This window comes from Amycolatopsis sp. NPDC043885 (assembly GCF_056435685.1).
The window spans coordinates 85657-105550 of sequence record NZ_JBWKEA010000013.1 but is presented as its reverse complement, the minus strand read 5'-3'; the positions used below and the strand labels follow the sequence as shown (position 1 = coordinate 105550).

15 protein-coding genes are annotated in these 19894 nt (G+C 70.1%); 10 read left to right on the top strand and 5 right to left on the bottom strand.

What is annotated here, in order from left to right:
* The first annotated feature begins 2 nt into the window (after positions 1-2).
* The 5 genes from AC069I_RS30475 (at position 3) to AC069I_RS30455 (ending at position 4623) form a co-directional block, all read left to right on the top strand.
* Positions 3-941: a threonine ammonia-lyase gene (locus tag AC069I_RS30475; protein ID WP_478228058.1), complete on the top strand. Its 939-nt coding sequence runs from the start codon at positions 3-5 to the stop codon at positions 939-941.
* Entirely contained in the window at positions 928-1932 is a 1005-nt protein-coding gene (gene sbnA / locus AC069I_RS30470) for a 2,3-diaminopropionate biosynthesis protein SbnA (protein ID WP_478233142.1), read from the top strand. Before AC069I_RS30475 ends, sbnA begins: the two co-directional genes overlap by 14 nt.
* A gap of 9 nt (positions 1933-1941) precedes the next feature.
* Complete coding sequence (locus AC069I_RS30465; protein WP_478266972.1) at positions 1942-2865, top strand: ornithine carbamoyltransferase; 924 nt, start codon at positions 1942-1944, stop codon at positions 2863-2865.
* Complete coding sequence (locus AC069I_RS30460; protein ID WP_478266971.1) at positions 2862-3908, top strand: ornithine cyclodeaminase; 1047 nt, start codon at positions 2862-2864, stop codon at positions 3906-3908. Before AC069I_RS30465 ends, AC069I_RS30460 begins: the two co-directional genes overlap by 4 nt.
* A 160-nt stretch (positions 3909-4068) precedes the next feature.
* Positions 4069-4623, top strand: a complete 555-nt coding sequence (locus tag AC069I_RS30455) for a hypothetical protein (RefSeq protein WP_478228062.1) — start codon at positions 4069-4071, stop codon at positions 4621-4623.
* A 72-nt stretch (positions 4624-4695) separates the two neighbouring features.
* Here the strand turns inward: AC069I_RS30455 and AC069I_RS30450 are convergent, their stop codons facing one another.
* Positions 4696-7182 carry a tetratricopeptide repeat protein gene (locus tag AC069I_RS30450; protein ID WP_478228063.1) on the bottom strand — a complete coding sequence of 829 codons (2487 nt, stop codon included), beginning with the start codon at positions 7180-7182 and terminating at the stop codon, positions 4696-4698.
* 263 nt (positions 7183-7445) lie between these two features.
* On the opposite strand from AC069I_RS30450, the gene AC069I_RS30445 reads away from it, so the two are divergent.
* A complete protein-coding gene (locus AC069I_RS30445; protein WP_478266970.1) occupies positions 7446-9980 on the top strand; it encodes an ATP-binding protein in 2535 nt (844 codons plus the stop codon).
* Between the two features lie 7 nt (positions 9981-9987).
* Here AC069I_RS30445 and AC069I_RS30440 read toward each other — a convergent pair whose 3' ends face one another.
* Genes AC069I_RS30440 through AC069I_RS30430 form a run of 3 tightly spaced genes read right to left on the bottom strand, consistent with a single transcriptional unit; the run spans position 9988 to position 13063 of the window.
* Positions 9988-10806, bottom strand: a complete 819-nt coding sequence (locus AC069I_RS30440) for a carbohydrate ABC transporter permease (RefSeq protein ID WP_478228065.1) — start codon at positions 10804-10806, stop codon at positions 9988-9990.
* On the bottom strand, positions 10806-11774 hold the full coding sequence (locus tag AC069I_RS30435) for a carbohydrate ABC transporter permease (protein WP_478228066.1): 969 nt from the start codon (positions 11772-11774) through the stop codon (positions 10806-10808). Before AC069I_RS30435 ends, AC069I_RS30440 begins: the two co-directional genes overlap by 1 nt.
* A complete protein-coding gene (locus tag AC069I_RS30430; protein WP_478228067.1) occupies positions 11771-13063 on the bottom strand; it encodes an ABC transporter substrate-binding protein in 1293 nt (430 codons plus the stop codon). The genes AC069I_RS30435 and AC069I_RS30430 overlap by 4 nt, the downstream gene beginning before the upstream one ends.
* A 133-nt stretch (positions 13064-13196) precedes the next feature.
* Here AC069I_RS30430 and AC069I_RS30425 point away from each other — a divergent pair, with 133 nt between their 5' ends.
* Together AC069I_RS30425 and AC069I_RS30420 are read left to right on the top strand one after the other, a co-directional pair.
* Complete coding sequence (locus tag AC069I_RS30425; protein ID WP_478228068.1) at positions 13197-14231, top strand: LacI family DNA-binding transcriptional regulator; 1035 nt, start codon at positions 13197-13199, stop codon at positions 14229-14231.
* Positions 14228-16522, top strand: a complete 2295-nt coding sequence (locus AC069I_RS30420) for a beta-xylosidase/alpha-l-arabinosidase (RefSeq protein WP_478228069.1) — start codon at positions 14228-14230, stop codon at positions 16520-16522. Before AC069I_RS30425 ends, AC069I_RS30420 begins: the two co-directional genes overlap by 4 nt.
* 45 nt (positions 16523-16567) lie before the next feature.
* On the opposite strand, the gene AC069I_RS30415 is transcribed toward AC069I_RS30420, so the two are convergent.
* Entirely contained in the window at positions 16568-17866 is a 1299-nt protein-coding gene (locus tag AC069I_RS30415; RefSeq protein WP_478228070.1) for a phytase, read from the bottom strand.
* 191 nt (positions 17867-18057) lie between these two features.
* Here AC069I_RS30415 and AC069I_RS30410 point away from each other — a divergent pair, with 191 nt between their 5' ends.
* Both AC069I_RS30410 and AC069I_RS30405 read left to right on the top strand, forming a co-directional pair.
* Positions 18058-18501, top strand: coding sequence for an HIT family protein (locus tag AC069I_RS30410; protein WP_478266969.1), 444 nt, complete (start codon positions 18058-18060; stop codon positions 18499-18501).
* A gap of 170 nt (positions 18502-18671) precedes the next feature.
* A complete protein-coding gene (locus tag AC069I_RS30405) occupies positions 18672-19877 on the top strand; it encodes an MFS transporter (protein WP_478266968.1) in 1206 nt (401 codons plus the stop codon).
* Positions 19878-19894: the final 17 nt, after the last annotated feature.

The window sequence follows — 19894 nt, the reverse complement described above, 5'->3', positions numbered from 1 at the left end:
CGATGTCCTCTCTCGTCACCCCGGCCGACCTGCGCTCGGCCGCCGAGCGGATCCGGCACGCCGTGCACCGCACTCCCCTGCTCGGCCCGGTCGGCGACCTGTGGCTCAAACCGGAGCACCGGCAGCGCACCGGTTCGTTCAAGGCACGAGGCGCGCTCAACGCGGTCGCCCGGCTCTCCGCGAGCCACGTCCTCGCCCAGTCGTCCGGCAACCACGGTCGTGCGGTGGCCTACGCGGCGGCACAGCACGGCCTGCGCGCCACGGTCGTCCTTCCCGCCACCGCGCCCGCGTTGAAGGTGGACGCGGTGCGCGCGCTCGGCGCGCACGTCGTGGTCGTGCCACCCGCGCTGCGCGAACGGACCACGGCCGATCTGGCGGCGCGGACCGGCGCCACCGTCGTCGGTTCCGCCGACTTCGACGTGATCGCCGGGCACGGCACGGCCGGCACCGAGATCGTGGCGGATCTGCCGGAGGTGCGCACCGTCCTGGTGCCGGTGTGCAACGGCGGCCTGCTCGCCGGAGTAGCCGCCGCCGTGAAGGCCGTCTCCCCCGGCACCCGTGTCGTCGGTGTCGAGCCGGCGCTGGCCGGGGACGCGGCCGAGTCGCTGCGACTGGGCAGGCTGGTGCGGTGGCCGGTGGAGCGGACCTACCGCACGATCGCGGACGGGCTGCGCGCGCCGGTGCTCGGCGAGCTCGCCTGGCGGCATATCAAGGTGCTCGTGGACGACATCGTCACCGTCGACGAGGACGGCATCGTCGCCGCGCGGGAGTTCCTGTCCGACCGGTTCGGTGTGCTCGCGGAGCCGAGCGGCGCGGTGGCGACCGCCGCCCACCTGACCGGACGGTGGCGGGGCGCGACCGTGGCGATCGTGTCCGGCGGCAACGTCGCGGCCACGGTTCCGGTGGCCAGGGGAGAGTGGGTGTCCGTTGAGCACGGGTGACTTGAGCGGAGTGCTCGCGACGATCGGCGACACCCCACTGGTCGCACTGGAGCGGGTCGTGCCGATCGCGGACGTCCAGGTGTTCGCGAAGATGGAGAAGTTCAATCCGGGCGGCAGTGTCAAGGACCGCACCGCGCTGCACATGCTGCGCGGCAAGATCCAGGCCGGTGAGCTGGTACCGGGCCGGTCGGTGGTGGTGGAGTCGACCTCCGGCAACCTCGGCGTCGGCCTCGCCCAGCTGTGTGCCTACTTCGGGCTCGAGCTGATCTGCGTGGTCGACACCCGGACGACCGCGCAGTCCGTCGCGCTGTTGCGGGCCTACGGCGCGGAGGTGGAAGTCGTCTCCGCACCGGGCGGCGACCTGCTCGGCGCGCGGATCGCGCGGGTGCGGGAACTGGTGGCGCTGCTGCCGGACGCGTTCTGGCCCAACCAATACGAGAACCCGCTCAACGCGGCCGCGCACGAGCGGACGATGGCCGAGATCGTCACCGCGCTGGACGGACGGGTCGACTACCTGTTCTGCTCGGTCAGCACCGGCGGGACGCTGCGCGGCTGCGCCGACCACATCCGCGACCACGGCCTGGCCACGAAACTGGTCGCGGTCGACGCGGCGGGCAGCGCCATCTTCCACACTCCGACCGAGCACCGGCTGATCCCCGGGCACGGTGCCGGGTGGCGGCCACCGCTGGTCGGCTCGGTCGATTCCGCCGGTGCGGTCAGCGAAATCGTCCACGTGACGGACCTGGAATGCGTGCGTGCCTGCCGGCTGCTGGTGGCGCGTGAAGCGATCCTGGCAGGCGGGTCGTCGGGCGCGACCGTATCCGCGCTCGGCAAGCTGCGCCACCGCATCCCCGCCGGATCCCGTTGTGTGCTCGTCTTCCCCGACGACGGCAACCGCTACCTCGACACCATCTACTCGGACTCCTGGGTACTCGAGCACTTCGGCGAAGTACCCGAGGTCAAGACCCGGCCGTTGACCGCCGCCCGGTAAGGAGAAACCTTGCGCCACCTCATTTCGCTCGACGACCTCACCGACGAAGACCTGCGTTCCGTCGTCGCCCGGGCGACGCGACTGGCCGACGACCCGCGGCAAGCGGCCACGGCGCTGTCCGGTGAGGTCATCGGCATCTACTTCAGCAAGACCTCCACGCGCACTCGCACGGCGTTCTCGTCGGGCGCGCTGCGGCTCGGCGCGCGCATCGTCTCCTATGGGCCAGGAGATCTGCAGATCAACACCGGGGAGACCATCGCGGACACGGGCCGGGTGCTGTCCACCATGCTCGACGCGCTCGTGGTGCGCACCGCGGGCGATCCGGCGGAACTGCGGGCCATGGCCGACCAGAAGCGGATGTCGGTGGTCAACGCCATGACCGCGGACGAGCACCCCACCCAGGCGCTCGCGGATCTCACCACGCTGGTCCGCCGGTTCGGGCGCGTCGACGGGCTGCGGGTGCTGTATCTCGGCGAGGGCAACAACTCCGCGGCCGCGCTCGCGTTGGCGCTCACCCGTTTCCCCGGCACCGAACTGCACCTGCGCACCCCGCCCGGCTACGGCCTCGACCCCGGAGTGCTGACACGTGCGCGGTCGCACGCCGCGCGCCATCATGCGTCCATTGTGGAGCGTCACGACACGGACGACCTGCCCGTGTCCGACGTCGTGTACACCACGCGGTGGGAGACGACGGGGACGACCAAACCGGACCCCGACTGGCGCGAGGTTTTCGCGCCGTTCCAGGTGACGCGGGCGTTGTGGCGGACCAGCCCGGACGCGGTGTTCATGCACGACCTGCCCGCGCACCGCGGCGAAGAGGTCACCGCGGAGGTGCTGGACGGCGGGGACAGCCTCGCGTTCGCCCAGGCGGAGAACAAGATGTACAGCGCGATGGCGGCACTGGAATGGTGCCGCGGCAAGGATTCGGCATGAGCGAGCAGTGGTACGACCAGGCGGACACGGGACTGGCGGGCGCGGGCCGGGTGACCGTGCTGTCGCGCGCGGACGTCCGGCGCTGCCTGGCGAGCATCGACCCGGTCGAGGTCGTCCGGCGGACGCTGGCCGACCACGATCGCGGTGAGAGCCTGCTCCCCGCCGAGGCGTACCTGCGGTGGGAGAACTCGCGGGGCGCGTACACCCGGTCGATCGGCATGCCCGGCGCGGTGGGGCCGCACCACGGCATGAAGATCATCAACGCCAGCGTGTCCAATCCGGCGGCGGGCCTGGAACGCGCGGGCGGGCTGGGCCTGTGCTTCGACGCCGAGACCGCCCGGGTCACGTCGATCATGGAGGCGGGCCTGCTGAGCGCGGTGCGCACGGCGGCGGTGAGCGCGGTCGGCGTCGACGCCACGGGTTATGCCGGCGCCGGTTCGCTCGCGATCGTGGGCTGCGGGGCACAAGGACGGATGCACGCGGCGCTGCTGACCCGCAGGTTGACGGCCCTGCGCGCGGTGTCGCTGCACGACCGCGACCCGGCCGTCGCCCACCGTCTCGCGGACCTGCTCTCCCGCGACGGCCTCGATGTGACCGTGCACGGCAGTGCCCGCGACGCGGTCGCGGCCGGCGAGATCGCGGTCTTCACCACCACCGCCGACGAGGGCTACGTGACCCCCGACTGGGCGCGGCCCGGCGCGCTGCTGGTCAACGTGTCCTTGGGCGACCTCGCGGACGAGACGTTCCTCGACGCCGCGGCGCTGTACGTGGACGACCTCGACCTGGTGGCGGACAACCCCCGTCGCCCACTCGGCCGCCTGATGGGCGCCGGGCTGGTCACCCGCCCGTCGGACGGCACGGCGAAACCGATCGACGCCACCTTGGGCGGGCTGCTCACCGGCCGGTACACCGGCCGCGGCACCGCCAGGCCGCACGTCGTGCTCAACCCGTTCGGCATGGGTGTGCTGGACGTGGCGCTCTACGGCGCCATCGCCGCGAAAGCCCGTCACTGGGGCATCGGGTCGCTCGTCGATCTCGGCTGATGGCCGGTTCGGCGTTTTCGAACAACTTCGATCAAGGTCGTCGCCCAAGATCACTAGTCGGCTCCGCGCGGGGCCGATAATATTTGCCGTGACCAGGTAATCGGCTGATGGAAAATCACTTACGCGGCCGACCTATCGAATTACCAGAAAGAGATGAACGTTGAAGAAATGGACGACACGGGTCACGACCGGCCTGGTGGCCGCGGGCATGGTGCTCACCGCGCAGACCGCGCCGGCGGTGGCTGACGAGCAGGCGGACACCACCACGGTCACCGAATCGGAGGTCGACGACAGCACGGCCGCGGTCGAGCTCACCGAAGAGGCCGCGGAGAGCGGCGACGTCACCGCCGCCGACTGCGGCGACTGGCGTCGCGCCTTGGCCGGCTTCGGCGAGTGGAAGGTGAGCAAGGCGAGCTGTGGCTACATCAGCCCGGATTCGAAGAAGAACCCGCAGCACCGCCGCTACACGTGGAAGATCCCGGCAGGCAGCAACGGCCGGGTCTGCGTCCAGGCGGAGGGCCACTACTGGAGCACCAAGAAGAAGAAGAGCGTCACGACCTGGACGACGGCGGGCTGCGGAACCGGCGGCACCGTTGTCGTGCGCTGGTCGGGCCCGCCGAAGAAGGGCGGCGGTTATCTCGGCCTCGCCTCGACCCCCCGGGTGCGGGCGAAGGTCCAGCCGGGCTTCGGCGGCGCCGCGTACGTCTGGAAGTGAGCCGGTCACCACGGATCCGGACATCGCCACTCCCCCCTCGATGGCGGCCCCGGATCCGTGGTGCGGCGGCACCTAGCGCAAGCCGATCTCGGTGAGCAGGGCCCGCGCCTTCCGCCCGTGATCGTCGGCCACGCCGGTGTCGCCGGTGACGGCGGCGCCTTGTTCGATCCCCTTGTGCGCCCGTGCCTGCTCGTAGCGGTCGCCCAGTTTCTCGGCGACCGCAAGCGCTTCCCGGTGCCCGGCGATCGAGCCCGCGGCGTCACCCAGGTCGCCGAGTGCGATGCCGATGCCGTTGAGCGCCTTGATTTCGAACTCGCCCAAGCTGTTCCGGCGCGCGAGGTCCAGCGCCTCGGTCAGATGCGCCAGAGCGTCGTCGTACTCACCCAGCCGCGCGAGCAGCACTCCGATGTGGAGCAACGCCTCGGTCTCCGGGAACGGGTAGCCGAACTCGCGTGCGGTGACGAGCGCCCGCCGGTAGTGGTCGAGTGCCTCGGTGAGGTGCCCCTGCTGCTCGTGCACCGTGCCGAGGTTGCCGTAGGTCAGGCATTCCCCGACCCGGTCCCCCATCTCCAGCATGATCGCCAGTGCCTCGTCCAGGTACGTCGCGGCCTTGTCCCAGTCGCCGACGCGCATCGCGCTGTTCCCGAGGTTGCCCAGCGCGCGGCTCTCGCTGGTGCGGTTGCCGGTCGCCCGGTGCACGAGCAACGCCCGCCGGTAGCAGTCTTCGGCCGCCGCGAAGTCGCTGAGCCGGTCGAACGCGTTGCCAAGGTTGTTCAGCGCCCGCGCCCAGCTGGCCCGGTCCCCGCCCGCGTCGTACCGCGCGAGCGCCTGCTTGAACTGGTCGATGCTCTCCTGGTAGCGGTTGGACCGCAGATAGACCGCACCGAGGCTCATCCGCGCACTCGCCTGGACCAGCGGATCGGCGGCGCGGACCGCGATGCCGTGCACGATCTCCGCGTCGGCGAAGTGCAGCGCGTTGTACAGGTACCGGTTCAAGATCGGCGACATCGTGGCCGCGTCCTCGCGTCCGCCCTGCTCTTCGGCCAGCGCGGTGATGCCGACCAGGTTGTGCCGCTCGGCGTCCAGCCACTCGGTCGCCGCCGCGACGTCACCGAAGTCCGGCGACGGAACGTCCGAAGTGGACACTTCGGGCCGTCGGTCGCGTTCGTGCGGGGCGTAGCGGTCCATGGCGCGGGAGGCGGCGTGCCGGTAGTAGCCGAACAACCGGCCGAGCGCGGCCTGCCGCGCGGAGGCGGCGTCCACGTCCCGCGCCAGCCCCGCCGCGTAGAGGCGGACCACGTCGTGCAGGCCGAACCGATCCCGGACGGGCCGCTGCACCAGGCTGCCCGCGACCAGTTCCCCCAGAAGTGCCTCCGCCGTGCGCAGGTCCACCCCGGCGAGCGCGGCCGCCGCGCGCGTGTCGACGTCGCGGCCGGGATGGATCGCGAGAAGTCGCAGCAGCAGCGCGGCCTCGGCGGGCAGGTCGGCGTAGGACAGGCCGATGGCGTTCTCCAGCTCGTCCTCGACCCGCAGGCTGCCCCGGCGTTCCGCGAGCCGGGCGGCGTGGTCGCGCAACGTCCAGCCGCGCCGGTTCCGGATCCGGCCCGCCACCACCGTCAACGCGAGCGGCAGATGACCGACCAGCTCGGCGATCCTCGTGGCGGCCTCGGTGTCCTCGGCGATCTCGGTCGCGCCGACCAGCCTGCGCAACATGTCGAGTGACTCGGTCCCCTGAAACGCCTCCAAGTGCACGATCCGCGCACCGGCCAGGCCGGTCAGGCGCCGTCTGCTGGTGATCAGCACGACGCCGCCCGGCGAGTCCGGCAGCAGCGGGCGCACCTGGTCGGCGTCTGCCGCGTTGTCCAGCACCACGACCGGGCGCCGGTCCGCGAGCAGTTGCCGGTACGTCGCCAGCCTGCCCGCGGGGCCGAGGCGGTGGATCTCGCCGCCCGGCACCCCGAGCCGCCGGAGGAACTCGTCCAGCACCGCGAGCGGGTCGGCGGGCGCGCGGTCGGCGTCGTAGCCACGCAGGTCCGCCCACAACCGGACCGCGGCGCCGTCCCGCTGTGCCAGCCGGTGCGCGGCCCGGACGGCGAGACTGGTCTTGCCGACACCGGCCATCCCGTCGATCACCACCACCGGTGGCCGCGCCTCGTCGTCCCCGGTGATCGCGGCCAGCTCGGCGTGCCTGCCGACGAACTCCGTGCTGTCGGCGGGCAGCTCACCCGCCACGGTCACCCAGGACGAGTCGGCGGTGAGCCCGGCGATCACCTGGCACACCTGTCGCCACCGCGCCACCACCGCCTCGTCGGCGGTGAGCGCGCGCACGATATCCGCGACGAGATCCGCATCCATCCGCCGTCTGCCCGGCTGCAGACAGCGGTAGACCGTGTTGAACACCGGCAGATCGGAGTTCCCCGCCGTCCGCCTCCCCCGCACGACACGCCGGTGCAGCTCCCGGTAGGACACGCCGTACCGGCCGCGCAGCGCGTTCAGCCGGGCCGCCAGCTCGTCGAACGAACCGGCGCCCAGCGGCTCCGGTGTCCGGTCGGGATCCATGATCGAAAAGGGTAGACCGTTCGGCCGATCGAAATGGTCCGAACAGGAGAAACCGCCGATGCTGGACCTCCGTGAGGGTGAGCCAAGTCCGTGAAGGCCTCCTTGAGGGACTCTGGGTCCCTCAAGGAGGCCTTCACGGACACGGCAATCGCCACGTGCGCCCCACCGGCACCAGCGGTCGCCGAATCTCGTCTAAGGTCGGTCAGCATTCGGTCCGGGAGTCACCGCCGGACGGATCGGTTTCACGTGTCCAGGGGGTTCCCGTGACGGAGGAACAGCCGCCGAGTCCGGTCGGCGCTCGATCGTACGACGAGCTCTCCCAGCGGCTGAGGCAGGCGTTGGCCTGGGCGGGGTTGACCCACCGGGAACTGCACCGGCGGGTGCGGCGCTTGCGCACGGCCCGGGGGTCGGCCGACCTGCCCGCCTACAACACCGTGTATCGCTGCCTCCTGCCAGGACGCAAACGCTTGGACGTCGAACTGGTCGTCGACATCGCGGCCGTGCTGCTCGGTATGGACGTCGCGGCGGAATGGCGGCAGGCGCACCGGGTGATCACCGGACACGCCACCGAGGCGGCCGTGATCAGCGTGGCCGATCACCTGCCCGCCGGGGTCGGCAGGTTCGTCGGCAGGCAGGCACACCTGCGCCGGCTGCTGGAGGCCGGGCCGGACGACGCCGGGGTGTGGGCCATCTCCGGAATGGCCGGGGTCGGCAAGACCCGGTTCGCCAGCGAGGTCGCACGGCTGCTCGCCGAGCGCGGCCGGTTCGCCGACGTACGGCTGGTGGTGAATCTCCGCGGCTTCGACGCGGATCGGCCCGCGGCGGACCCGGCCGCGGTTCTCGAAGGCTTCCTGCGCCGGCTCGGGGCGTCCGGCAGCGAGATCGGCTGCCTCACCCTCGCCGACCGGAGTGCGCTCTTCCGCCGTCTGCTGGACGGACGGCGCGCGCTGATCCTGCTGGACAACGCGGAGTCGGTCGACCAGGTGCTGCCGTTGCTGCCCGCCCTTCCGACTTGCCTGGTGCTGGTCACCAGCAGGCGCCGCCTCGCCGGATTGGAGACGGCGCGGCACGTGGCGCTCGACGTGTTCACGCCGGAAGAGTCGGTCGAGTTGCTCCGCGACGGAATCGGCGACGAACGCGTCGACGCGGAGCAGGGCGAGGCCGCCGACATCATCGAGCTGGTCGGACGGCTACCGCTGGCCCTCGCGCTGGTGACCCGCCGGTTGGCCGCCTCGGACGAGTGGACGATGGCCGACCACCGCGACCGCCTCGCCGATCTGCGGACCATGCTGCGGCTGGACGACGGGGTCGAAGTCGCGTTGCGCACGTCGTACGACGAACTGGCCGAACCGGACCGGGTCCTGCTCGGCTTGCTCGCCGCCTATCCCGGCCGAGATATCGACGACCACGCGGCGGCGGCGCTGGCAGGCGTCGAGGTCGACGTCGTCCGTCGCCGGCTCGACGATCTGGTGGCGGCCAACATGGTCACCGCCCGCGGGTCCCGGTTCGAACTGCACGACCTGGTCCGGGTGTTCGCCGAGAAACGTGTCCGGGAGAGCGTCCAGGCCAGGGTGCGCCGGGCCGCGGCGGGCCGGCTGCTCGACTTCCAGCTGGCCACCACCCGTGCCGCGCTCGTCACCTGTTTCCCCCATGAGGCGGACCGGTGGGCGGGCCTGCCCACGCCCGCGGCACGGGCTCTCGTGTTCGACGAGGCGGACGAGGCGATGGCCTGGCTGGACGCAGAGCGGGTCAACCTCGTCGTCGCGTCCGGCTGGGCGCTGGGCGAGGGGCGGGACGAGCACGTGACGCGGCTCGCGTGCGTGATGACGAGCTATTTCGAGGCCCGCGTGCACGTGAGTGACGCACTCGCCCTGTTCGGCAACGCCGTCCGGGTCGCGTCCGGCGCCACCCGAGGGCACGTGCTGAACGGGCTGGCCATGACCCATTGGCAACGGGGGAACGCGGCCGAATCACTCGCCGTCCTGCAGGACGCGATCAAGGAGTTCGACGCCGCCGGTGAATCCGGCTATGTCTTCAACCTGTCGGGGAACGTCGGCCTGTTGCTGGCCGGTCTCGGTGACTATCGCGCCGCGTTGCCTTGTTTCCGGCGGGCCATGGAATTCGCCGTCGCGAGTAACAACGAGTCGTTCCGGGCCCGGCAGTTGTGCAATATCGGCGTCGCCGAAATGCGACTGGGAAATCATTCCGCCGCCGTCGACCATCTGTCCGAGGCCCTTGACGCGACCAGGGCGAGCGGTGACCACCTCTGCGAATGCCGGACGCTCGACGGTCTCGGCACCACGTTCTGGCGCATGGGAAAGGCCAGCGACGCCTGGGCCTGTTACGAACAGGCGCTCGCCGTGGCGAGGCAGGCGCACAACCGGGCCGACGAGGGCAAGGTCCTCAACCATCTCGGTGTCCTGCTCGTCGAGGCAGGACGGTTCGACGAGGCGTTGGCACATCACCGGCAAGCCATCGATCTGGCCAGGGAGATCGGCAGCAGGGAAGGAGTGCTGGCGGCGAACAACGACATGGCGGCGACCCTGCTCGCCGCCGGGCGGGCGGCCGACGCCGTGCACTGCCTGCGGCAGTCGATCGAGTCGGCGACGGCGGCGGACAGCCGCTACGAACTGGCCAGAGCCCAAAGTGGACTCGGCGACGCGCTGTTCGCCGCCGGGGATCCGGTCACCGCGCGGAAACACTGGCAAACCGCGCACGCCGCGTACACCGAGATGGGGGTGCCGGAGGCCGTCGAGGTCCGCGAGCGTCTCATGTCGGACGCGACGCGAGTTCGATAGCGGGAAGTCAGCCCTTCACGGATCCGGTCAGCCCACCGACGATGCGGCGTTCGGCGAGTACGAAGAACGCGAGGGCGGGGATCATCGACAACGCGGTGAACGCGAGCACGCGTGCGGTGTCCTGGGAGTACTGGGATTGGAAGGTCGCCACGCCGAGCGGCAGCGTGAAGTTCGCGGAGTCGTTGAACACCAGCAGCGGCAGCAGGTAGAAGTTCCAGCTCGTCACGAAAGCGAGCACGGCGACGGTGGTCAGCGCGGGCGCGGACAGCGGCAGCAGGATCCGCCAGAAGAACCCGAGCCTGCTCGCGCCGTCGAGCACGGCGGCGTCCTCGATCTCGCCGGGGATCGCCCGCATGAACGGCCGCAGGATCACGATGGTCACCGGGAGTGAGAACGCCGCTTCGGGGATCGCCACGCCCCAGAAGCTCTCCAGCATCCCCAGCTGACGCAACCACAGGTAGAGCGGCAAAGTCGCCACGCCGAGCGGGAACAGCAGACCGAGCGTGAACAAGGTGTAGAAACCCTCGCGGCCCTTGAAGGTGTAGCGGGACAAGGCATACGCGGCCATCGATCCGAACGCGACGGTCAGCGTCGTGGCGATGACCGCGATCAGCGCGCTGTTTCCCAAGAACGTCCAGAACGACGAGGAGCCGAGGATGGCCGCGTAGTTGTCCCAGACCCACGGGCCGGGCAGGCCGGCGGGCGAGGCGTTGATCTGCGCGGTGGTGCGGAACCCGCCCAGTACCACGAACAACAGCGGCACCACGGTGATCCCGAGGACGGCGATCGCGGCGACGTAACCGATCGGTGTCCCGGCGCGGCGCATCAGTCCACCATCCTGGTCAGCGCGCCGTCGGTGTCCCGGCGCAACGCGAACCGCTGATACAGCAACGCGAACACGAAACAGATCACGAACAGGATGACCGCGACCGCGCTGCCGAAACCGAATTCGTACCGTTTGAACCCGTGGTCGACCAGGTACGTCGCCATCGTCGCCGACGAGTTGGCCGGACCGCCGAGGGTCATGATCCACACCAGGTCGAACAGCTGCAGCGAGCCGATCACCGACAGGAACACCCAGATCCGGATGGTCGGTCCGAGCAAGGGCAGTACGACGTGCCGAGTGGTCTGCCAGGCCGACGCGCCGTCGAGCGCGGCCGCTTCCCGTAGTTCGGCGGGCACGCCCTGGAGCCCGGCGAGCAGCAGGATGATGCCGAAGCCGATGTACTTCCAGGTGATCACCGCGAACAGGGTGTAGAGCACGATCCCCGGGTCGGCGAGCCAGTGCTGGACCAGCCCGCCGAGGCCGACACCGCGCAGTATCTGGTCCACGAAGCCGTTCGGCTGCAACATCAGCAGCCAGATCACCGCGGTGATCGCCTCCGACAGCACGTAGGGCGCGAACACGAGCGCGCGGAGGACGGCGCGCCCGCGCAGTTTGCGATTGAGCAGCAGCGCGAGCCCGATGGACAGCGGCAGCTGGACCACAAGGGACAGTCCCGCGATGATCAGGTTGTGCCCGATGGCGCCCTGGAACACCGAGCCGGACAGGGCGTCGGCGTAGTTGCCGAGGCCGACGAAATCGTCGAGCGGCCCGAAACCGTTCCACTCGTAGAGGCTGTAGAACGCCGCGATCCCGATCGGGACCAGCACGAACCCGGCGAACAGCACCAGCGCCGGGCCGAGCAGGAAGGTCAGTTCCAGCTTCTTGCGCACTCCCGGCGTCCGCCCCCGGACAGCGGTGGGCGCGGACGGCCGCGCCGCCGCCCGCACCCGCGTGGCCGTCGCCGTCACTTGTCGCCCGCCGCGGCCTTGTTCACCGCTTCGACGATGCCTTCCGGCGTGCCTTGCCCGGCGAAGAAGTTCGCGACGGCGTCGTTGAGCGCGGCCCCCACCGCGGTCGGGAACGCCTTGTCGAAGTACATCTGCACGTACGGGGCCTTCTGCCCGTAGTCGAAGACGGTCTTCAGCGACTCGGTCTTGAGGGACTTGGCCGCCGACGCGGTCATCGGCAGCCCGGCGCCCTTCGCCGCGAGCTGGTTCTGCACCGGTTCGCTGCCGAGGTACCGCAGGAAGTCCGCGCACGCCTTGGCCGCGCGAGTGGTGCAGGAGAAGCCGTCGCCGCCGCCGAGCACCGCGGCGGGATCACCTTGACCACCGGGGACCGACGGGAACGGGAACCAGCCGACCTTCGAGTCGAGGTCCTTGTCCTCGGTGAGCGAGGACATCGTGCCGGGCTCCCAGTCGCCCTGCAGTTCCATCGCCGCCTTGCCGTTGGCCACCAGCCCGGCCGAACTGCCCGCGCCCTGTTGGGCGGGAGTGCCGGTGAAGCCGGGCTGGAACGGCTGGGTGGCCAGGAAAGCCTGCAGATCACGCCCGGCCTTGGTCCAGCAAGGATCCTCGAGTTTCACCGCTTTCACCGACTGCTTCAGCGTGTCCGCCGAGCAGGCCCGCAGCGCGAAGTAGTTCCAGTAGAACGCGTCCGGCCAGCGATCCTTGCCACCGACCGCGATCGGCGTGATCCCGGCCTGCTTGAGCTTGGCGACCGCGGCGTTGAGCTCGTCCAAAGTGGACGGCGGAGCGGTGACGCCCGCCTGCGCGAAAAGGTCCTTGCGGTACCAGAAACCGACGAAATGCTGCTCCCACGGGATCCCGTACTGCTTGCCGTCGACCTGCCAGCTCTCGGCGAGTTTGCCCACCGAGGAGAGCCAGTCCTTGACCGCGTCGGTCAGGTCCGCGACCTTGCCCGAGGTGGCCTGCGACGCCAGTTCGCCGCCGCCCCAGGACTGGTAGACGTCCGGCGGCTCGTTCGACTGCAGGGCGAGCGGGACCTTGGTGGTGAACTCCTCGTTCTGCAGCGGCTGCCCCTTGATCGTCACCTCGGGATGCGCCTTCTGGTAGTCGGCGACGACCTGGGCCCAGATCGATTTGATCGGGTCGGTGGTGCCGTTGTGCCACCAGGTGAGGGTGACCGGTCCGTTGGGCTCGGCCGCGGTCTCGGTGCCCCCGGAGCAGCCGGCGAGCGCGAGCGGGACGGCCGCCGCCAGCGCGGCGGCGGCGGGGATTCGGCGGTTCGAAAGCATGGTGAGTCCACTCCTGACGACTTCGGCCGAGTAGGACGGGGCGTGACCGCGCCCGGACTGGCGATGAGTTTGCGCGCCCGAAATTCCGATGTCAATCGTTGTCGATAACGTTTTACATGGCTAGTCTGACCGTATGCAGCCCAGTTCGAGGGTCACTATCCGTGACGTCGCGGCCCGCGCCGGCGTCTCCGTGGCCACGGTTTCCAAAGTGATCAACGACCGCTACGGCGTCGCCGCCGCGACGCTGGCCAAGGTCCGCGCGGTGATCGACGAACTCGGCTACGAGGCGAGCCTGGTCGCCCAGAGCCTGCGCAATCACAAGACCAACGTGATCGGGATCCTGGTCGCCGACCTCGAACCGTTCTCCACCGAATTGCTCAAGGGCGCGGCCGACGCCATCCGCGGCACCGGCTACGAACTCGTCGTCTACTCGGCGGGCGGCCGGGTCGGGGACGCGTCGGGCTGGGAGAAGCGTTATCTCTCAAGGCTTTCCGGCACTCTGGTCGACGGCGCGGTGCTGGTCACGCCGGTGGCTTCGCTGGAGGCCGTCCCCGGAACGCCGGTGGTCGCGGTCGACCCGCACACCGGTCCCTCGACGGTGCCCACCATCGATTCCGACAACCTGCGCGGCGCCCAGCTCGCGACCGAGCATCTGCTGGAGCTCGGTCACCGCCGCATCGGTTTCCTCGCCGGACGGCCCGATCTCGAATCGGCCGAACTGCGCAAGACCGGGTACCTGCGGGCACTCACCGCGGCGGGAGTGCCGATCGACGAGGACCTGATCCGGCTCGGCGCCTACGATCCGGAGATCTCCGCCCGGTCCGCCCGCGAGCTGCTGACCGGCGCGGACCGGCCGACGGCGGTGTTCGCCGCCAACGACATCTCGGCGATCGCGACCGTCGGGGCCGCCGCGGAACTCGGCTTGTCCGTCCCGGACGACCTGTCGGTGGTCGGTTTCGACAACGTCCCCGAATCCGCGCTCTGCACTCCGCCTCTGACGACGGTGGACCAGCCCATCCGCGAAATGGGCCACCGCGCCATCACCCTTCTGATCTCGCTGATCAGCGGGGAACCCGAAAAGGAAACCCACATCACCTTGTCCACGGGTCTCGTGGTGCGCCGCTCGACGCGGGCCCTCGGAGCCACGACGAAGGGCGGACGGCCTTGACCACCCAGCCCAGTGAGTCATCCCGGCCATGGCACGACACCACGGCGGATCCCGCCGATCGCGTCCGCGCGCTGATGGACCGGATGACCCTGCGGGAGAAGCTCGCCCAGCTCTACGGCGTCTGGGTCGGTATCGACTCCGGCGGCGAGATGGCCCCGCACCAGCACGACTTCGCCGACGCGGCACTGGACTGGGACGAACTGGTGCGGCACGGGATCGGCCAGCTGACGAGGGTGTACGGCACCCGGCCCGTCGATCCGGTGATCGGCGCGCACAGCCTGGCGCGCTCCCAGCGGGAGATCGTCGGAAGCGGCCGGTTCGGTATCCCGGCACTGGTCCACGAGGAGACGCTCACCGGTCTCGCCGCCTGGCAGGCCACCGTCTATCCGTCGCCGCTGTGCTGGGGAGCGAGTTTCGACCCGGACCTCGTGTACCGCATGGGCGCGCGGATCGGCGGCACGATGCGACGGCTGGGGGTCCACCAAGGACTCGCGCCGGTGCTGGACGTCGCACGCGACCTGCGTTGGGGCCGGGTCGAGGAGACCATCGGCGAGGATCCGCATCTGGTCGGCACGATCGGCGCGGCCTACGTGGCCGGGCTCGAATCCGCCGGAGTGATCGCGACGCTGAAGCATTTCGCCGGCTACTCGGCCTCGCGCGCCGGTCGCAACCTCGCACCGGTTTCGGTCGGCCCCAGGGAACTGGCCGACGTCCTGCTGCCGCCGTTCGAGATGGCGTTGCGCGCGGGCGCCCGGTCGGTGATGAACGCCTACATCGACAACGACGGCGTCCCCGCCGCCGCGGATCCGGCGTTGCTCACCGATCTGTTGCGTGACACCTACGGCTTCGAGGGAACCCTGGTCGCGGACTACTTCTCCGTGTCGTTCCTGCACACGCTGCACGGCGTCGCGGCCGATCGCGGTGAGGCCGCCGCGCAGGCGCTCGCCGCCGGAATCGACGTGGAACTGCCCACTGTGGACTGCTACGGCGAGCCGCTGCTCGCCGCGGTGGAACAGGGTGCGGTCGACGCCGCCGTCGTCGACCGCGCCCTCGAACGGGTGCTGCGGCAGAAATGCGAACTAGGCCTGCTCGACGAGGACTGGGCACCGGAAGTACCGGACGAGATCGACCTCGACGACCCGGACTCCCGTGCGCTCGCAAGGGAAATCGCCGAACGCTCGATCGTGCTGCTGCGGAACGACGGGGTCCTCCCCCTCTCCCCCGGCCGCCGGATCGCCGTGGTCGGCCCGCGGGCCGACGAACCCGGTGCGATGCTCGGCTGCTACTCGTTCCCGATGCACGTCGGCGTGCACCATCCCGACGTGCCCATCGGGATACCGGTTCCGACGGTGCTCGACGCGCTCGGCGAGGACCACGAGGTCACCTACGCCCTCGGCTGCCCCGTACTCGGCGGCGAGGACGCCGACATCGCCGCCGCCGTCACCGCGGCCGAAGAAGCGGAGATCTGCGTCGCGGTGCTCGGCGACCGCGCCGGCCTGTTCGGCGGTGGCACCTCGGGGGAAGGGTGCGACACTTCGGACCTCAAGTTGCCGGGACGACAGGAAGAACTCCTCGAAGCGCTCCTGTCGACCGGGACACCGGTGGTCCTGATCCTCCTCTGTGGACGCCCGTACGAACTGTCACGACAGGCCGATCGCCTCGCCGCGATCGTGTGCGGTTTCTACCCGGGCGAAGAGGGCGCCGCCGCGCTCGCCGGTGTCCTCAGTGGACGGATCGACCCTTCCGGCAGGCTCCCGGTCGGCTTCCCCGGCGACAAGGCCTCCCAGCCGTCGACCTACCTCACGGCTCCGCTCGGGCAGCGCAGTGAGGTCAGCACGGTCGACCCGACACCGCTTTTCCCGTTCGGGCACGGACTTTCCTACGGCGCCGTCAGCTGGGACGACGTCACGATGCCGGATCCCGCATGGCCCACGGACGGCCGCTGCCGGGTCCGGGTGACGCTGAGCAACACAGGCGATCGCACCACGACGGAGGTCGTCCAGATCTACCTGCACGACCCGGTGGCGGAGGTCGCCCGCCCGGTCCAGCAGCTGATCGCGGCGAAGCGGGTCGACCTGGCGCCCGGCGCGACCCAGGTGATCGAGATCGGGCTGCACGCCGATCTGACGTCCTACACCGGGCGGGCGGGCGAACGGATCGTCCAACCCGGCGACGTCGAACTGCGAATCGGGACGTCGAGCGCCCGGATCGTCACGACCCTCCCCTGCGCGTTGACCGGCCCACGCCGCGAAGTGGGCTTCGACCGCGTGCTGACCCCGGACTTCACGTGAACCGCCCGGCACGCGGATCCAGCCGCGTGCCGGGCGGGTCACCGGTCAGTCGTCGAGGGCGTCGAGTACGCGCTTGAGGTCGACGAACTTGAAGTTCGTGGCGTCCCGGCCCGGCTCCCCCGGCTTGTCGTCACCGTCCTGGACGACGAGCAGGCCGTTCGGGTACTTGCTGCCGAGTGGCTCGTTGAGGACGGCGGCGCCGTCGCTTTCCTCGGTGCCGTCGAGGGTCGCGGACGCGGCGATCACCCGGAAGCCGCCTTCGTACTCGTTGTCGTCACCGAGTTCGCGGTCGTAGGCGGCGAAGCTGTTGTCCCCCTGGCTGGACGCGAGGAGGTAGCCGTCACCGTCTTTCTGCTTGAGCAGGGTGAGACCTTCGACGTCGGCCGACAGGCGCGTGCCGCCGTAGCCCGGGTCGGATCCGGGTACGCACTCTTCGGTCGCCTCGTCGTAGGTCCCGGGGACGCCGTACTCGCGGACCTTGTCGATGAGCTTCGGCGTGCCTTCGAGGTCGGCGTCCACCCGCCAGATGCCCACGTCCTCCTGCCCGGCATAGAGAATGCCGTTCGCAGGATCGACGACCATCCCCTCGACCTGGGGCAATTCGCCCGGCTCGCCGCACGGGGTCCACGACTTGCCGTTCGGCAGCCTGAACTCGGACGGCAACGCGAGAGTGCGCACCTTGCGGTAGGAGACCGTGCCTCCGGCGCCCGCGGTCAGCTCCAGCAGGCTGAGAGCGGTGCGTTCCCGCTGGCTGACCACCGCGAACGAGCGGCCGCTGGAGGGATCGGTCCACGTCGCGAGACCGTAAGCGGTGCGCTGCTCGTTGATCTCCTCCTGCGACGAGGAGAAGATCGCCGGCACCGAGGGATCGGTGACGTCGGTGAGCGGGGCACCCACGTTGCCGCCGTCGATACGGTAGATCCGCAGCCGGTCACGGCCGCGATCACTGGCGACGGCCAGGTCGCTCACCCCGGAGCCGACCTTCATCCGGTGCACGAGGTCGACGTTGTTGAACCGGCCGGGGGCATCGTCCGGGCCGGGCGCTTTCGGCGCCGGTATCGACTGCACTTCGCGGCCGTCGAGGTTGTATACGCGCAGGCCACCTTCCTTGACCGTGGCGACGACGAGGCTGCGATCCGGAGCCGCCGCGTTACGCCAGATCGCCGGGTCGTCGGCGTCCGCGTTGCCGCCTGCTTCGTCGTCGTACACGGCAGGGGTTTCGGTCGTCGGCTTCACGCTCGGCAGTTCGTCGGCCGCGACGGCCGAAGGGGGCAAAGCCGCGACAACCGCCGCGACGAGCACGAGACCGCCGACGGTGACGCGGGCTCTGGAGGCCTGAGCCATCAAGGTGTTCCTTCCCTGGAGTGAATCGGACAGCCCACTATGAAGTCACGGCGTGACAAGTTACCCGAAAGTAACGGCACATCCAGATGACCAGGACATGAACACCGCCGACCGTTCCCGGCGATCCGCTCACACAACACTCCATTGTGGACATTTACCACCGAAGGTCATCTCGCCCTACAGTCGGCGGCATGGATGAAACCGAGACCGCTTGCGTGTTCTGTGAGATCGCGGCCGGCCGAGAGGGCGCCGGGCGCGTGCTGTTCGAGGACGAGCGGACGATCGCGTTCCTCGACCACACCGCCGTGATGCCGGGGCACACTCTGGTGATGCCGCGGGCCCACGCCGCGGACCTCTGGGAGATCTCCGCCGAGGACGCGGCCGCCGTCATGCGGACCGTCCATTCGATGGCCGCCCGGATCCATGAGGTACTGCGGCCGGACGGACTGACCTTGTTCCAGGCCAACCGATCCGCCGGCTGGCAGGACGTCTTCCACCTGCACGTCCACCTGGTGCCCAGATCGACAGGTGATCATCTGACCAGACCTTGGGTCGCCGCGGCGAAAGGCGACGAGGAGCTGGCGGCCATGCACACCCTGCTCGCGGCACCACCCGAACCTCGAGTTTTCCCTTGACAGCGGGACCATCGTGCCTGCATCCTTAATTAGGAAAGTTTCTTTACTATAACCGGCCGCGCCGTCGCGGATCCGGACGAACTGGGGGACAGTTCACGGCTTTGTCCTATATGGACACTGAAGGACTCCTCCTTTGTCATGCCCGCCAGCAGAGAAGGAAGTCCGCCGCTGTGACGCGTTCCGAGACCGCCGTTCGTCGCGCCAGAATGGCCGTGACGGGCGTTTTCGGGCTCTGCGGGCTGATCTGCGCCGTCTGGAGCGCGTCACTGCCGTCGATCAACACCCGGTTCGATCTCGGCGAGAGCCGGATCGGGCTGGTACTGCTGGTCACCGCGCTCGGCTCGATGGCCTGCATGCCGGTGGCCGGGCGGCTGGCCGACGCCTGGTCCAGCCGAGCGGTGTTACGGGTGATCGCGCCTGTCGCGGCGCTCGCGCTGCTCGGTCCCGCGCTGGCACCGAGTTTTCCGGTACTGCTGGCCACCGCGTTCGTGCTCGGCGGTGCGCTCGGTTCCTTGGACGTCGCTATGAACGGGCAGGCCGTCGAGGTGGAAGCCCGCTACGGACGCTCGATCATGTCGACGTTCCACGGGGTGTGGAGCCTGGGCGGGGTGGCCGGCGGCCTCACGATCACCGTCGGCTTGCATCTCGGCACGGGAGGCACGGCGCTGATGGTCGGCGCCGGCGTGGTCGCGGCAGTGCTGTTCCTCTTTCCCGGCAAGCATTTGCTGACCGGCGAGGCGCGGCACGGGGTGGCCGGTGACCCGGTCGTCTCTTCCGGTGGGCTGCCGACGAGCACCATCATGCTGCTCGGCCTGGTCGCGCTGGCCGGTTTCGTCAGCGAAGGCGCCGGTTACAGCTGGGCTTCCCTGCACGCACAAGGGATGCTCGGCGCGGATCCGGCGACGGCGTCGCTCGCGTACACGGCGTTCGCCGCCGCGCTGACCGTCTCCCGGCTCACCGCCGATCGGCTCCGGTCGAAGGTGAACCCGGCGAGCTGGATGCGGTACGCGGGATCGGTCGCCGTGCTGGGGTACGCGCTCGTTCTCGTCGCGCCACTGCTTCCCGGGGGACGGCTGGCTTTCGGCCTGGTCGGCTGGGTGGTCGTGGCGGCCGGTCTGGCGACCGTCGTACCGGCGATCTTCAGCGCCGTCGGCGCGGGTGGCGCGAACCCCGGGCGCGCGCTTTCCTGGGTGACCACCATGGCCTACGCCGGCCAGCTGGGCGGGCCCGCGGTCATCGGCCCGCTCGCCGACGTCACCTCGCTGGGCACCGCCATGGTGGTGCCCGGCCTGCTCGCGGCGGTGATCGCCATCGCCGGACCGATCGTCGTCCGGCGGGCGACCGTCAGGCATCTCACCACCGCACGACTGGATTGAGAGACACGCACCATGGG

What these genes read in the sequence shown, in the direction of transcription:
- AC069I_RS30450 (WP_478228063.1), bottom strand. Translation starts at nt 7,182, where the DNA reads ATGGATCCCGACCGGACACCGGAGCCGCTGGGCGCCGGTTCGTTCGAC.
- AC069I_RS30440 (WP_478228065.1), bottom strand. Translation starts at nt 10,806, where the DNA reads ATGCGCCGCGCCGGGACACCGATCGGTTACGTCGCCGCGATCGCCGTC.
- AC069I_RS30460 (WP_478266971.1), top strand. Translation starts at nt 2,862, where the DNA reads ATGAGCGAGCAGTGGTACGACCAGGCGGACACGGGACTGGCGGGCGCG.
- AC069I_RS30475 (WP_478228058.1), top strand. Translation starts at nt 3, where the DNA reads ATGTCCTCTCTCGTCACCCCGGCCGACCTGCGCTCGGCCGCCGAGCGG.
- AC069I_RS30415 (WP_478228070.1), bottom strand. Translation starts at nt 17,866, where the DNA reads ATGGCTCAGGCCTCCAGAGCCCGCGTCACCGTCGGCGGTCTCGTGCTC.
- AC069I_RS30425 (WP_478228068.1), top strand. Translation starts at nt 13,197, where the DNA reads ATGCAGCCCAGTTCGAGGGTCACTATCCGTGACGTCGCGGCCCGCGCC.
- AC069I_RS30410 (WP_478266969.1), top strand. Translation starts at nt 18,058, where the DNA reads ATGGATGAAACCGAGACCGCTTGCGTGTTCTGTGAGATCGCGGCCGGC.
- AC069I_RS30430 (WP_478228067.1), bottom strand. Translation starts at nt 13,063, where the DNA reads ATGCTTTCGAACCGCCGAATCCCCGCCGCCGCCGCGCTGGCGGCGGCC.